This window comes from Psychrobium sp. nBUS_13, from assembly GCF_051201665.1.
In the GTDB taxonomy this organism is placed as follows: Bacteria; Pseudomonadota; Gammaproteobacteria; order Enterobacterales; family Psychrobiaceae; genus Psychrobium.
On the sequence record NZ_CP179210.1, the window covers coordinates 1640865 to 1654683 of the forward strand.

17 protein-coding genes and 1 pseudogene are annotated in these 13819 nt (G+C 39.7%); 16 read left to right on the top strand and 2 right to left on the bottom strand.

Annotated features, from left to right (window positions below):
• From ACMAZF_RS07415 to pnp, 8 genes and pseudogenes are all read left to right on the top strand, one after another.
• Window positions 1-303: a hypothetical protein gene (locus ACMAZF_RS07415; RefSeq protein WP_435276760.1), complete on the top strand. Its 303-nt coding sequence runs from the start codon at window positions 1-3 to the stop codon at window positions 301-303.
• Between the two features lie 142 nt (window positions 304-445).
• Window positions 446-715 (top strand): 30S ribosomal protein S15, encoded by a 270-nt coding sequence (gene rpsO / locus ACMAZF_RS07420; RefSeq protein WP_435276761.1) that lies wholly within the window; start codon window positions 446-448, stop codon window positions 713-715.
• Between the two features lie 226 nt (window positions 716-941).
• Window positions 942-1274, top strand: a complete 333-nt coding sequence (locus ACMAZF_RS07425) for a hypothetical protein (RefSeq protein WP_435276762.1) — start codon at window positions 942-944, stop codon at window positions 1272-1274.
• The gene (locus ACMAZF_RS07430; RefSeq protein ID WP_435276763.1) at window positions 1231-1632 is read left to right on the top strand and encodes an IS110 family transposase; all 402 of its coding nucleotides are present in this window, start codon (window positions 1231-1233) and stop codon (window positions 1630-1632) included. Before ACMAZF_RS07425 ends, ACMAZF_RS07430 begins: the two co-directional genes overlap by 44 nt.
• A 20-nt stretch (window positions 1633-1652) precedes the next feature.
• Window positions 1653-1913, top strand: coding sequence for a hypothetical protein (locus ACMAZF_RS07435; RefSeq protein WP_435276764.1), 261 nt, complete (start codon window positions 1653-1655; stop codon window positions 1911-1913).
• Between the two features lie 383 nt (window positions 1914-2296).
• Window positions 2297-2921, top strand: a pseudogene (locus ACMAZF_RS07440) (ABC transporter permease subunit).
• A gap of 47 nt (window positions 2922-2968) precedes the next feature.
• A complete protein-coding gene (locus tag ACMAZF_RS07445; RefSeq protein ID WP_435276765.1) occupies window positions 2969-3403 on the top strand; it encodes a nitrous oxide reductase accessory protein NosL in 435 nt (144 codons plus the stop codon).
• A 136-nt stretch (window positions 3404-3539) separates the two neighbouring features.
• Window positions 3540-5645, top strand: a complete 2106-nt coding sequence (gene pnp, locus ACMAZF_RS07450; RefSeq protein ID WP_435276766.1) for a polyribonucleotide nucleotidyltransferase — start codon at window positions 3540-3542, stop codon at window positions 5643-5645.
• A gap of 1430 nt (window positions 5646-7075) precedes the next feature.
• Here pnp and ACMAZF_RS07455 read toward each other — a convergent pair.
• Complete coding sequence (locus ACMAZF_RS07455) at window positions 7076-8041, bottom strand: integron integrase (RefSeq protein ID WP_435276767.1); 966 nt, start codon at window positions 8039-8041, stop codon at window positions 7076-7078.
• Window positions 8042-8258: 217 nt separating this feature from the next.
• Here ACMAZF_RS07455 and ACMAZF_RS07460 point away from each other — a divergent pair, with 217 nt between their 5' ends.
• The 4 genes from ACMAZF_RS07460 (at window position 8259) to ACMAZF_RS07475 (ending at window position 10327) form a co-directional block, all read left to right on the top strand.
• Window positions 8259-8672, top strand: coding sequence for a hypothetical protein (locus ACMAZF_RS07460; RefSeq protein ID WP_435276768.1), 414 nt, complete (start codon window positions 8259-8261; stop codon window positions 8670-8672).
• Between the two features lie 246 nt (window positions 8673-8918).
• A complete protein-coding gene (locus tag ACMAZF_RS07465; RefSeq protein ID WP_435274571.1) occupies window positions 8919-9095 on the top strand; it encodes a hypothetical protein in 177 nt (58 codons plus the stop codon).
• A gap of 98 nt (window positions 9096-9193) precedes the next feature.
• Window positions 9194-9391, top strand: coding sequence for a hypothetical protein (locus tag ACMAZF_RS07470; protein ID WP_435274579.1), 198 nt, complete (start codon window positions 9194-9196; stop codon window positions 9389-9391).
• Between the two features lie 147 nt (window positions 9392-9538).
• Window positions 9539-10327 (top strand): trypsin-like serine protease, encoded by a 789-nt coding sequence (locus tag ACMAZF_RS07475; RefSeq protein ID WP_435276769.1) that lies wholly within the window; start codon window positions 9539-9541, stop codon window positions 10325-10327.
• A 103-nt stretch (window positions 10328-10430) separates the two neighbouring features.
• On the opposite strand, the gene ACMAZF_RS07480 is transcribed toward ACMAZF_RS07475, so the two are convergent.
• Window positions 10431-10706, bottom strand: coding sequence for a hypothetical protein (locus tag ACMAZF_RS07480; RefSeq protein WP_435274350.1), 276 nt, complete (start codon window positions 10704-10706; stop codon window positions 10431-10433).
• Between the two features lie 281 nt (window positions 10707-10987).
• Here ACMAZF_RS07480 and ltrA point away from each other — a divergent pair, with 281 nt between their 5' ends.
• The 4 genes from ltrA (at window position 10988) to ACMAZF_RS07500 (ending at window position 13720) form a co-directional block, all read left to right on the top strand.
• The gene (ltrA, locus tag ACMAZF_RS07485) at window positions 10988-12277 is read left to right on the top strand and encodes a group II intron reverse transcriptase/maturase (protein ID WP_435276770.1); all 1290 of its coding nucleotides are present in this window, start codon (window positions 10988-10990) and stop codon (window positions 12275-12277) included.
• A 126-nt stretch (window positions 12278-12403) separates the two neighbouring features.
• Window positions 12404-12733 (top strand): hypothetical protein, encoded by a 330-nt coding sequence (locus ACMAZF_RS07490; protein WP_435276771.1) that lies wholly within the window; start codon window positions 12404-12406, stop codon window positions 12731-12733.
• 117 nt (window positions 12734-12850) lie between these two features.
• A complete protein-coding gene (locus ACMAZF_RS07495) occupies window positions 12851-13168 on the top strand; it encodes a hypothetical protein (protein ID WP_435276772.1) in 318 nt (105 codons plus the stop codon).
• A gap of 201 nt (window positions 13169-13369) precedes the next feature.
• Complete coding sequence (locus ACMAZF_RS07500) at window positions 13370-13720, top strand: VOC family protein (RefSeq protein ID WP_435277202.1); 351 nt, start codon at window positions 13370-13372, stop codon at window positions 13718-13720.
• The last annotated feature ends 99 nt before the right edge of the window (window positions 13721-13819 follow it).

Consider the following 13819-nt stretch of genomic DNA (forward strand, 5'->3'; position numbering starts at 1 on the left):
ATGTCTTTATTAACAGTGACAACGTTAGGTCTATTAATGAGTGGTTGTTCTACAACTCAAACAGCGCCGACGTCACTTGAAAGCTATAGCAAAGTCGTTAGAGCAGGTTTTGTGAGTTTCAAACAAGGTGGAATGCGCCACCGAGCGTTTGCGGTAGGAAGAATTGGACGGCGTGATTTCTTTGGTTTTGGCCACCGTTATAAAAGTGTTGAAAAAGCCGAAGAACGTGCATTAAAAGAATGCTACAAGAGCGCCGGTCGCTATAAAGATAAAGTCATATGCTTTATCTACTTTAGTGAATAAAGTCAGTCAGGTAATCAGAATCGCATTTAGCTATGAAATAACTTGTAAGTTGCATTTTTGCTGGTATTATACCGCGCTCGATGTGTAGCTGAATTAGTGATCGGCTACATGAATTTAAACCTTATAAACATTGGAGTTTATTATGTCACTAAGCGCTACTCAAACAGCTGAAATCATCGCAGAATTCGGCCGTGATGCAAACGATACTGGTTCTTCTGAAGTTCAAGTTGCTTTGTTAACTGCACAAATCAACCACCTTCAAGGTCACTTCAAAAAGCACATTCACGATCACCATTCACGTCGTGGTCTATTACGCATGGTTTCTAGCCGTCGTAAGCTTCTTGATTACCTAAAGCGTAAAGACGTTACTAAGTACCAAGCAACAATTGAAAAACTAGGTCTACGTCGTTAATCGACTCTCAACCTTGTTTGATTAAAGGAGCCTTTGGCTCCTTTTTTTATGCCTGAAATATTGCCTATTTGAAAGTGTCTGTTTATTGACTTGTTGTCGGATTGTTGACGCGCTGTTAAATTTGATTTGAATTTAATGTCAATCAAGGGAATAATTATGAAATTATATGCAGTGAAATTGATTATCTTACTGAGTTTATTTTTTTGTACAAACGTCAGTGTTTGCAATGAAATATGAAAAGGTATATTTAGATTGCGAAATTAAATGTACGAATACAAAAGATTTAATTGCTGGTTTTTTACAAACCGAATACTTGAAAAGTTTTGCGACCGAGAAAACTTTATTTATTCTAAGAGAGGATGGGATTGAAATTGACTCAATAACATATAGAGACTTTATTCAACAATTCAACAATTCTAATAAACATCAATCTGTTAAAAACTCTGCTTACTTATCAAAGAAAAAACCTAGATACGAAGCTAAAAGGCGTTACGATGGTGCCTTAGCATGCGAGAATGATAGAGATTATGATTGTGAAGCTTGGGACGATTGGCCTTGATATAGCAAAATATACCTTCCATCTATTTTCCGTGAATAAAATGGGAAGGTTGATTAAGAAAAAACAGTTAAAAAGGAAACAAGTATTGGCTTACTTCGCAAAATTAGAGCCTTGCTTAATAGCAATGGAAGCGTGCGGTGGTGCTAACTACTGGGCTCGAGAGTTGATTGCTTTGGGTCACGAGGTAAAACTCATCGCTCCACAGTATGTTAAGCCTTTCGTAAAAGGCAATAAAAACGATTTCAACGATGCTGAAGGCATTACTGAAGCGGCTCACGACCAAATATGCGATTTGTGCCGATCAGATGCATTGAGCAACAAGATATTCAGAATTTTCACCGCCAACGTGAGCGTATAAAGAAACAGAGAAAAGCGTTAGTGAGCCAAATTCGTGGTCTACTTGCCGAATATGGCATTGTCATTGATAAAGGTCTAAAAGCGGTACGAGAAGCGCTTCCTGAAATACTGGAAGACTTTGAAAACAATTTAACATGTCTAACGCGGGATTTGTTTGCTCAATTACTTGAGGAACTAAAAGTGATAGAGCAGAGGTTTCGTGGTTGTGAGAAACGGATAATAACGCTTAATAAGGATAATGATACCAATTGCATTAAATATTTGCCCACTTGTACTTGTTAAAATTAACTAAAATGGCGTTGCTCTCAATCCTAATAGCCAGCTATTAGTCAATCGAGCGCCTTGTTTTAGCTGATTTTCTCTACGCACAACAAGATCACTTACTTAATGCAATTGGTATAAAAGAGTAAACCCTTTACTTCAGTTGCAAAAGACAAGTTAATCGGATGGTAAGATAGGTCAGACCGGCTCATGAAAACCCTGTTCGCTGCATCGGCTTCTAATAAAGCCGTAAGGATGATGAGGATCATGAGAGCAAATAACCATCGGGGCCAGGAGAAAATAAAATTCTCCAAAAATAGGCCGGATATATGAGAGCAATTATTTTTCTCTTACATCATTGATTAAATGTCTTGTAAACGGAGTGGGTCCATATATGTAGCGTAATGAGACAAATTTTCACTGTCGCCAACAAAGAGTTTTATGACGGCTTGCGTAATCGCTGTTTGTTATCCATCACTATTATTTTTGCGGTGTTGTCGGTCGGACTCACTTATTTTGGGCGCGGCTGCATCTGGCACCGTCGGTTTAACATCGTTATCAACCACCATTGCTAGTTTGGCGAGCCTTGCGGTTTTTCTCATTCCGTTGATTGCATTATTGCTGAGTTATGACAGCTTTATTGGCAGCGCAACCTTGTTAGGCCTTAGCTTCACCGCTATTTCCTATCTCATTAGTTTAATTTCCAGCGAAAAATCAAAAGCCGCTGGTGGCGCGTTAATTACATGGTTTTTGTTTGCGCTTGTATTTTATCTCGGACTGCTCGCGTTACTCGTCGGGACTGAAAGTAGTTTAAGTCAAACAACACTCAGGCAATTGATGATGCTTAATCCGGCCGATGTGTGTCGATTGGTTAATCTTGCAGGCCTTGATAGCAGTGACGTCAATGGTGCATTAGCGGTGGCGATTAATGCGAACTTGTCACAAGTTCATTTTTTGTCGGTATTGCTGGCGTGGATTGCCATTCCGCTAACCATCACTTCATTTATTTTTAAAAATAAAAAATTATAAAGGTGTTTATTATGTTTATTAATTGATTAGCTGCGTCGCTTATCATCATGTTGAGTATTGTCGGTTGTTCTCAAGAAACTGAGCAACAAAAAATGTTGCATCAAGCGGTGGCAATAGAAAGCGGTGATGAATGTCATTTGTGTGGCATGCTCATCTCAAATTTTCCGGGCCCTAAGGGGGAATGGTTTCGAAATGGCGTGACAGAGGCAGACGGTAATGCGGTAAAAAAATTTTGTTCCACACGCGATATGTTTAGTTTTTATCTCGATCCTGAAAATACTCGGAACGTAACAAGCATTTTAGTGCACGACATGAGTAAGGCGCCGTGGGATGCACCCAATGATGGTTATTTCGTTGATGCTCACAAAGCATGGTTTGTTGTTAACTCGTCACAAAAAGGCGCGATGGGTAAAACACTCGCTAGCTTTCTCAACAAGGTTACGCTCAAGCATTTGCAAGTGAATTTGGCGGTCAAGTATTAGACTTTAAGGCCATTAAACTCTCTGTGCTATAGCTTATTTTACGCTTTGAGCAATAGAGTCTTTTAATACATAAGTTCTCACCGTATACTATGCCGAGAAAATTCAAAGATGACTAAAGACAAAGGAAATTCAATCAGTGAATCCTACAATTAAAAGCTTTAAATATGGTCAACATAATGTGACCATCGAAACTGGCGCTATCGCGCGTCAAGCAGACGGTGCAGTATTAGTAAACATGGACGACACAGTTGTTATGGTTACTTGTGTTGCGAAAAAGAAAGCGGTAGAAGGCCGTGACTTTTTCCCACTAACTGTTAACTACCAAGAGCGTACTTACGCTGCTGGTAAAATCCCTGGTGGTTTCTTCAAGCGTGAAGGCCGTCCAAGTGAAAACGAAACGCTTATCGCACGTCTAATCGACCGTCCGGTACGTCCGTTATTCCCTGCTGGTTTCTTAAATGAAGTACAAATCATTGCAACAGTAGTATCTGTTAACCCAGAAGTTAACCCAGATATCGCTGCTATGATCGGTACATCGGCTGCTATCTCACTAGCTGGTTGTCCGTTCAACGGCCCAATCGGTTGTGCTCGTGTTGGTTACATCGATGGTCAATACGTACTTAACCCTACAAAAACTGAATTAGAAACAAGTCAACTTGACCTTGTTGTTTCTGGTACAGACAGTGCTGTATTAATGGTTGAATCAGAAGCCCAAATGCTTTCTGAAGAAGTAATGCTTGGCGCTGTAACCTTTGGTCACGATGCACAACAAGTTGTAATCGAAGCGATTAAAGAATTAAAAGCTGAAGCTGGCAAGCCTGCATGGGATTGGACTGCTCCAGTAAATGACGAAGCACAAGTTGCTAAAATCAAAGAATTAAGTGAAGCGCGTTACGTTGAAGCTTACCAAATCTCAGACAAGATGGATCGTAAAGATGCTATCGACGTGATTACTGGTGACGTTGTTGCTGCATTAGTTGAAGACAATGCAGATGTAGATACTAAGAAAGTATCTGAAATCGCACACGATGTTGAAAAAGACGTAGTACGTTCACGCATTATCTCTGGCGCACCTCGTATCGATGGTCGCGATCCTGAAATGATTCGTGCACTAGACGTAATGACTGGCGTTCTTCCACGGACTCACGGTTCAGCCGTATTTACTCGTGGTGAGACTCAAGCATTAGTCACTGCAACACTTGGCACTGAACGTGACGCACAGCGCATCGACAGCATCATGGGTGAAGTAACAGACACGTTCATGATGCACTACAACTTCCCACCATCATGTGTTGGTGAGACAGGTATGGTTGGTTCTCCTAAGCGTCGTGAAATCGGTCACGGTCGTCTAGCTAAACGTGGTGTTCTTGCGGTTATGCCGTCTAAAGAAGAATTCCCATACGCTGTACGTGTTGTATCGGAAATCACTGAATCTAACGGTTCAAGCTCAATGGCTTCTGTATGTGGTACATCGTTAGCGCTTATGGATGCTGGTGTTCCAATTAAGGCTTCTGTTGCTGGTATCGCAATGGGTCTAGTAAAAGAAGGCGACGACTTCGTTGTTCTTTCTGATATCTTAGGCGATGAAGATCACCTAGGTGACATGGACTTTAAAGTAGCGGGTTCTACCGACGGTATTACTGCACTACAAATGGATATCAAAATCGAAGGTATCACTAAGAACATCATGGATATCGCACTAAACCAAGCAAAAGCTGCTCGTTTACACATCTTAAGTGTAATGGACGAAGCAATTGCTGGTGCACGTGAAGATGTTTCTGAGTTCGCACCTCGCATTACTACAATGAAAGTTGCTACGGACAAAATCCGTGACATCATTGGTAAAGGCGGCGCAACAATCCGTGCACTAACCGAAGAAACTGGTTGTGTAATTGAGATTGAAGACGACGGTACAGTGAAAATTGCATCAACTGACAGCAACAAGTCGAAAGACGCTATTGCTCGCATCGAAGCAATCACGGCTGAAGTTGAAGTTGGCAAAATTTACCACGGTGCTGTTAAACGCATCGTAGATTTTGGCGCATTCGTTGAAGTACTTCCTGGTAAAGATGGTCTAGTACACATTTCTCAAATCACCGAAGAGCGTGTAGAGAAAGTAACTGACTTCTTGAAAGAAGGTCAAATGGTAGACGTGAAGGTTCTAGAAATCGATCGTCAAGGCCGTGTACGTTTAAGCATGAAAGATGCTAAACCTGCTGCCGAAGCACCAGCTGCTGAGTAATTAACTGATTAGTTAATTCTTAAGTGAATGAAAGCCTGCACAGCGAAAGTTGTGCGGGCTTTTTTGTGTCTTAATTTTAAGAGGGACGACTCATTAAGGTTCTACTTAAATATCACAATCGTCAAGGCCGTGTACGTTTAAGCATGAAAGATGCTAAACCTGCTGCCGAAGCACCAGCTGCTGAGTAATTAACTGATTAGTTAATTCTTAAGTGAATGAAAGCCTGCACAGCGAAAGTTGTGCGGGCTTTTTTGTGTCTTAATTTTAAGAGGGACGACTCATTAAGGTTCTACTTAAATATCACAATCGTCAAGGCCGTGTACGTTTAAGCATGAAAGATGCTAAACCTGCTGCCGAAGCACCAGCTGCTGGGTAATTAACTGATTAGTTAATTCTTGAATAAATGAAAGCCTACGTTGTGAATGCAACGTGGGCTTTTTTGTGTTTAAATTTTAAGAGGGACGACTCATTAAGGTTCTACTTAAATATCACAATCGTCAAGGCCGTTTACGTTTAAGCATGAAAGATGCTAAACCTGCTGCCGAAGCACCAGCTGCTGAGTAATTAGCTGATTAGTTAATTCTTGAATAAATGAAAGCCTACGTTGTGAATGCAACGTGGGCTTTTTTGTGTTTAAATTTTAAGAGGGACGACTCATTAAGGTTCTACTTAAATATCACAATCGTCAAGGCCGTGTACGTTTAAGCATGAAAGATGCTAAACCTGCTGCCGAAGCACCAGCTGCTGAGTAATTAACTGATTAGTTAATTCTTAAGTGAATGAAAGCCTACGTTGTGAATGCAACGTGGGCTTTTTTGTGTTTAAATTTTAAGAGGGACGACTCATTAAGGTTCTACTTAAATATCACAATCGTCAAGGCCGTGTACGTTTAAGCATGAAAGATGCTAAACCTGCTGCCGAAGCACCCGCTGCTGAGTAATTAACTGATTAGTTAATTCTTAAGTGAATGAAAGCCTACGTTGTGAATGCAACGTGGGCTTTTTTGTGTTTAAATTTTAAGAGGGACGACTCATTAAGGTTCTACTTAAATATCACAATCGTCAAGGCCGTGTGCGTTTAAGCATGAAAGATGCTAAGCCTGCTGCCGAAGCACCAGCTGCTGAGTAATTAGCTGATTAGTTAATTCTTAAGTGAATGAAAGCCTGCACAGCGAAAGTTGTGCGGGCTTTTTTGTGTCTTAATTTTAAGAGGGACGACTCATTAAGGTTCTACTTAAATATCACAATCGTCAAGGCCGTGTGCGTTTAAGCATGAAAGATGCTAAGCCTGCTGCCGAAGCACCAGCTGCTGAGTAATTAGCTGATTAGTTAATTCTTGAATAAATGAAAGCCTACGTTGTGAATGCAACGTGGGCTTTTTTGTGTTTAAATGCAGCATATCGAACCTGTAAATGGCTGTTTTGATATTTATCATAATTTACTTAATGGGCTAACCACTCCGTTAGCGCCAGCTTGAATGACGTGAGTATATATTTGTGTTGTTCTAATATCTGTATGTCCTAATTGCTCTTGAATAGTGCGAATGTCTGAACCTGTTTCCAATAGGTGTGTTGCAAATGAATGCCTTAACGTATGTGATGTTACATGTTTAAAAATTTGTGCTTGCTTCGCCGCTTGTTTAATCGCCTTTTGAAATGTTGTCTCGTTAATATGATGGCGTCTAATACTGCTAGTACCTGGCTCGCAGCTTAATTTATATGAAGGGAACAGGTAGTGCCATAAAAAATCGAATGGCGCATTTGGGTATTTATGAGACAAGGCATAAGGTAGTTTAACACCGCAGTATTCTTTGTTGCTCACATCTAAATTAAAATATTTATTAGCCAGTGTTATTTGATTTTTCAATGGTTCTTGCAGTTCTTTTGCTAAAGTAACCCTACGGTTTTTTCCTCCTTTGGCATTGTGGATTGAAAGCGTGAAGTAATTAAAGTCAATATCTTTGATCCTAAGCCTAATCGCTTCCATCAACCTAAGTCCACTGCCATACATTAACTTTGCTAGCAAATCATACTTTGGCGGCATTTGCACAAATAAACGGCGCACCTCATCTTGCGTTAATACGACGGGTAGTTTTCGCTGCTTGTTACTCCGGTGAAACCTAAGTGAAGGATCTAAAGGCTGCTTAACGATTTCTTGATAAAGATACACTAATGCATTCAACGCTTGCGACTGTGTACTCGCGGCTACTCCTCTTCGGACAGTCAAAAACGTCAGGAAATTTTCTACTTCTCTGTCGCCAAGAGATGATGGGTGTTGCTTATTATGAAAGTTAATAAAAAACTTTATCCAATATAAGTAAGACTTAATGGTCAGTCTCGCATAATGTCGAGCTAGCATCACTTCCTTAATATGAGTGAGGAATGGTGAATTTTTCATACTAATACCTACTGTTTATTCATACAGTTTAATAGTGTAGGCGAAACTTGCGGCATTTGTATTAGATTTATAGGTAGAAAAACTTAATATTAAGGCTAATGTCGCCTAAGTACTTGTGCTTATTAAATTTATATATTATGTTGTTTTTATTTATCTACGTATTACTGCGAACATATATCGCAGTGTTTGCGGTAGAATAAGCTGTTAGAAGACTACGATGATATTCGAACCTAAGGTGCTATTAATTGAATCACCATATAAATCAGATCGCAGTACGGTAGTTGATGAAGTTAAATTATCTGATAACGGTTTAGATATTATTGTTGAGTCAAAGAGTTGGAAAATTAAAGCCAATTTTGACACATCATGGGGCTTTAGGGTTCTTGATGAAGGTGATTTAGGTGAGTTTTGGTCTGAATGCGATTTGACTAAAGGTTGGTGTTTTGAAGTAATTGAAGGTGGTTGGAACTCTTTAGAAAAAACGCGAGATCACTTCGTGACAGGCAAGCTTTATGAACCACGTGAATTTCTTATTATTGGTTTGAATGAGTGCGTATCAATCCTAGCTCATGAGCATCCAATAATTACTGAACTAGCGTCATCTAACAAGGTTGTAAACGCGGACAAATAACAGTTGGCTTTGTTCGTGCCTCACAAATTTTAGCCAACTATTATTAGCCGGTTATAACGGCGTTATGTTTCTAAGGAGTACTGTTGAATTTTTTTCAGAAATTTATTATTTGCGAAAGCACCGTAGTAATATCGATATTTTTGTATACTGGTCAGTTCATACATGCTGCGTTTCATTTTGCGTTAACTGTATATCTGGTAGTTAAACTTAAAGGTATTAAAACTTGACCAATGAAGGAGAAGAAACGTGGAATTGATTGGTGGGTTACTATTAGTATTGGTTATTATCGGTCACTTTGTTGAAGGCTTTGCCTTGATAAACTTTGTGCAATTCTTCAAGGGTAAAAAGACCTCGTTGGAAAAAATATCTGAGAAATATCAGGCATCAAAACATAACAAGTTTGTCAACAAGGACAAATTTTAGCTACGCATTTTGTGTTGCCGCTGCGCGTCAGTATCACACAAACTGCTTCACAAAAATTAGCCTGTTACAAAGGCGTTATGTTTACTAAGGAGTTGTACATGGATGTAGTTAAAGCGGTCACTTTGGCAGGGCGAGGAGTTCTGGCTGGTTTAGCGTTAGGTACATCTGCTTATGGCTTGTTCTTCCTTTCATTATCTTTTAAGGAAGACACTCCATTTAATTTAGGCGCTTTAATTGCCATTTTTGCAGGGTGTGCGTGTTTATTCCTTGCTATAACATTGAATAAAAAAGTGTGACATTGTGGCTGGCAAACATAACAAGAACCTGAAACCCGACAGATTTTACTGTCGCATTTTTTGCAATAAACAAAAGGCGCAAAACCTGCACCAGCAATCTGCGGTTTAGGTTGGCGTTAGCTACCCATTAATGAACATGGACGTAATATGAAAGTTTTGTTTATCTTATCTATTATTTTCTTTTCTACATACAGCGATGCTGTTGTGAAGAGACATGATGTTCCTCCTGAAAATTATGTTCTTGATAAAATGCCTGAATACCTTATTGATATGCCCCATGAAGGGCATGGTGTATTAATAAATTCACAATGGGTTTTAACGGTAGCACACACTATTTTTTATGATTATGTCGGCAAAGATTTAATAATTGGTTCAAAAGCTTATGAAATAAAAAGCGTTCATATACATCCTGATTATACAGAACCTAATAAAAGTTTACTTAAAGGCGACTTAGCGCCTTTAATGACCTTTTTCAAATCTAGAAGTGATATTGCGCTCATCAAATTATCAACAAAGGTTAGTGGTGTTAAACCGATCAAAATATACAATGGCAAAAGTGAAAAAGGTAAAACAATAACTGTTTATGGTAAGGGGGCGACCGGAACCGGATTAACAGGGGAAAATATTGATACAAAATCACTTCGTGTAATAAACCAGTTTCAAAATGTAGTAGAAAATGCAGAAGGCAATTGGTTAGCATTCAAATTCGATGAACCGGAAAATGCATTACCACTTGAAGGTATGCATGGCTCTGGAGATAGTGGTGGGGCTTCTATCGTTATTCAACAAGGCATCCCCTTTCTTGTAGGTTTATCAAGTTGGCAATTTGGGCATGGTGATATATCAACTTTTAAAGGTGGTTTGTATGGTACTACTGCATATCAAGTTAGGGTATCGAACTACTATGACTGGATATCAGGTGTATTGGGTAGCTAACAAGTAACTAAAGCGGGACAAATAAAGCTTGGCTTTTGTCGCTGCGCTCAAAATTATAGCCAAGCTAATTATTTGCCCCTTAGTTGGGCGTTAGTGCGTCAAGCTAAGCTTGATGCATCTTGCAGGGTGTAAGTCCCTGTCGGGTAAGGTATAACCAACCACCTGTATCGAGTGTTGCGCCTTTGGCGGAGTGTGAGATTAGCGATTGCTTTTCGGCAGTGAGGACTGCATCACATGAACAATATTGGTGAAGCGTACACAGAGAATTATGTAGGCCATAGGGGATATCGTGTCCCTGAAGTGCTGGCATCGCTCCGATAAATATTAGATCTGACTGACGAGGTTTGTAACGCCATCGAAGTCCAAGCAAAGCAACCATTATTCATGAAAGTGAGCGGTGAGGTTGTGGCGAGTCAGCGGGGTTATCAAGCCGTGGCATGTATAAAGAGATGCATTGAGAACTTGAGAGATCCAAAGGTGTCCCATTAGGACGATGGTAGGGACGTTTAGCCAAAAGCAAAGCCAACGATGACCCTTTGGAAGTCAGATCAGCCCATAGTAGTCTGAGCAGGGGAAAGCCTTGTACATGGCGAAGGAGCTGACAGTTATATCCGGTATTAAGCCGCCACATAGTCCGGACAAAGTAGGGCTGGAATCACTATGACAACAACACTTAATGCCATCGCATTTAAAGCACAAACCCACCCCAAGCACAGATTTCAGAATTTATATGGATTGCTAAATACTGACAGTTTGTATCAAAGCTGGGGGCAACTCAATAAACATGCTAAACCCGGTATTGATGGCACTACCATGCCTAAATACAAGGAAAAGCTAACTGAAAATATTGATCGCTTAGGTCAACAACTCAAACATAAATGTTATCGAGTTAATGATATCAAGCGGATCTTTATCCCTAAATCTAATGGTAAATTAAGACCACTAGGTCTGCCAACGGTTGAAGACAAGCTCGTGCAACAAAGTGTTAGCCAGATCCTGCAAAGCATCTGGGAACAAGACTTTATGCGCAATAGTTATGGTTATCGACCGAATAAAAGTGCGCATCAAGCAGTGCATAGTTTGACACTAAATCTGCAATTCAAAGGTTACGGTTACATTGTCGAGGCTGATATTAAAGGCTTCTTCGATAATCTTGATCACGAATGGCTGATGGACATGTTAAAACAACGCATCGATGATAAGGCGATACTTAACTTAATTAATCAGTGGTTAAAAGCACGGATAAAATCACCTGATGGAGTCTACACCAAGCCATCTAGTGGCAGTCCACAAGGCGGAATTATCAGCCCTGTACTGGCTAATATTTATCTCCATTATGCACTAGACCTCTGGTTCGAAAAGAAAGTAAAACCGTCGATGCGTGGCAGAGCAATGATGATCCGCTACGCCGATGACTTTGTGTGTGCGTTTCAATTGGAAAGGGATGCAAAGCGCTTTTATAAGGTACTACCGAAACGATTAAAGAAGTTCAACTTAGACGTCGCAGAAGACAAAACATCGTTAATGCGCTTTAGCCGATTTCACGCTGGTCGAAAACGTCACTTCGTATTTCTAGGGTTTGAATTTTACTGGGGCACTGATTCAAACAGTAAACCAAGACTCAGACGGCGAACCGCTGTTGCGAAACAGAGGGCGAAGCTGAGTGAGTATTACCAATGGATTAAAAGCAAACGCTCGCTTAAATTGAAGCTATGGCTGCCGCAGTTAAGACGAAAACTCATGGGGTTTGTAAATTATTTCGGACTACCGGACAACAGCAGAAGTTTATCAAGCCTGCATGACTATGTTTTACATAGTCTGTATAAATGGTTGAACAGACGCAGTGGTCGGCGAAGTTATAATTGGAGTAATTTCAAGAAGATGTTAGAGTATTTTAAAATTGAGAGACCAAGCGTCAGCAAGCGATTTGTGCTGGTTGATTGGTACTAGGGTCGTGTTTTTACACGAGTGAATATATAACTGAAGAGCCGGATGCGGTAGTCCCGCACGTCCGGATCTGTGTGGGGTCGGCTCAGTAATGGGCCGCTCTACCACGATTACGTTTCGAGGATTCCGATGAAAGTTGTAAGTTTTGTTTTATTGTTCATTTCCATGTCTACTTTTGCTAAAGATATTAACTTAGAGAAATTTAAAGAACATGAAGTACCAAAAGGTAAAATTTGGCTCCTTGAGTCAGTAGAACCAGCAAACTGTAGAGTTTGCACATCTGATCTTAGAATTAATGGTGGTTTGGCGATTGGTACCAATAGTGAATTAACAATGTACGGAGAGTTTGAAATTTCATTTAACAGTAAATCTCATAGTTCTATTAAGCTATTTTCTGGTACTAAGTTTTGGTTGGGTGACTCTAGAACCGAGATAAAAGTAAAGCAATTGGCGGAATAAACGTATAACAAGTCAATTCAGCAGGACAAAAAACAGTTGGTTTTGCTCCTGCGTCGCTAATTTTAACCAACTATTTTTTGCCTCTGATTGAGGCGTTAGGCATACATGGAGTTTCCAATGAACTATACAGAATGGTTGATCAATAGCTTTCCTAAACTAAAAGAGGCTCCTAGTACGGAAACATTTTCGTATATACATCAAGCTAAGCTAGCATCAAAATTACAGTGTTGGTTTATTGATATATTATTAACAGTAGCTTTTATGGTTTGCTTTACTTTTATCATGTCATCCGTAGGTTATATCCCTTTTGAAAGTTATATTTACTGGGCAGGACTTGTCATTGTTTTAGCTATAAGTAAATATATCTCAGATAAAATTGAGCAAAAAATAATTAAAAACAAACTATATAAACTTGTTATTAAAAAGTATGCCTAACAAGCGCATTAAGCATGGGACTGCTAACAGTTTGCTCGGTTCCGCTCCGCTTCACATTTTAGCAAACTATTATCAGCCCCTTATGCGGGCGTTATGTAATCAGGAAGGTTTATGAAATATATTCTAGCATTGGCGCTATCTTTATTTATGGCTGGCACTAGTGCAAATAACTTAGGTGAGATTAAGGATGCAAACACTGAAATGACAAGAAATAATAAAATTAACTATATTGAAATTCCAGCACAAAATATTGTAGCTACTAAGGCTTTCTTTAGCGAAGTCTTTGGCTGGTCATTTGTTGACTATGGCCCAGATTATAGTAGTTTTGCTGCTCAAGGAGTTGACGGTGGTTTCTTTAAATCTGATTTAGTTGTTTCTACTAAAAATGGAAGCCCGCTAATTGTTTTATACAGTAATGAACTTGAAGCAACTCAAGATAAAATTCAGAAAGCAGGTGGTAAAATAGTTAAACCTACATTCTCATTTCCGGGTGGTAGAAGATTTCACTTTAGTGATCCAAATGGAAATGAGTACGCAGTTTGGTCTGAGTGATTACATAACAAGGCATTCAAACGGACAAAAAACAGTTGGCTTTTTGCTCGTACCTCACTTATTTTAGCCAACAATTTATTTGCCGCTTAATGCGGCGTT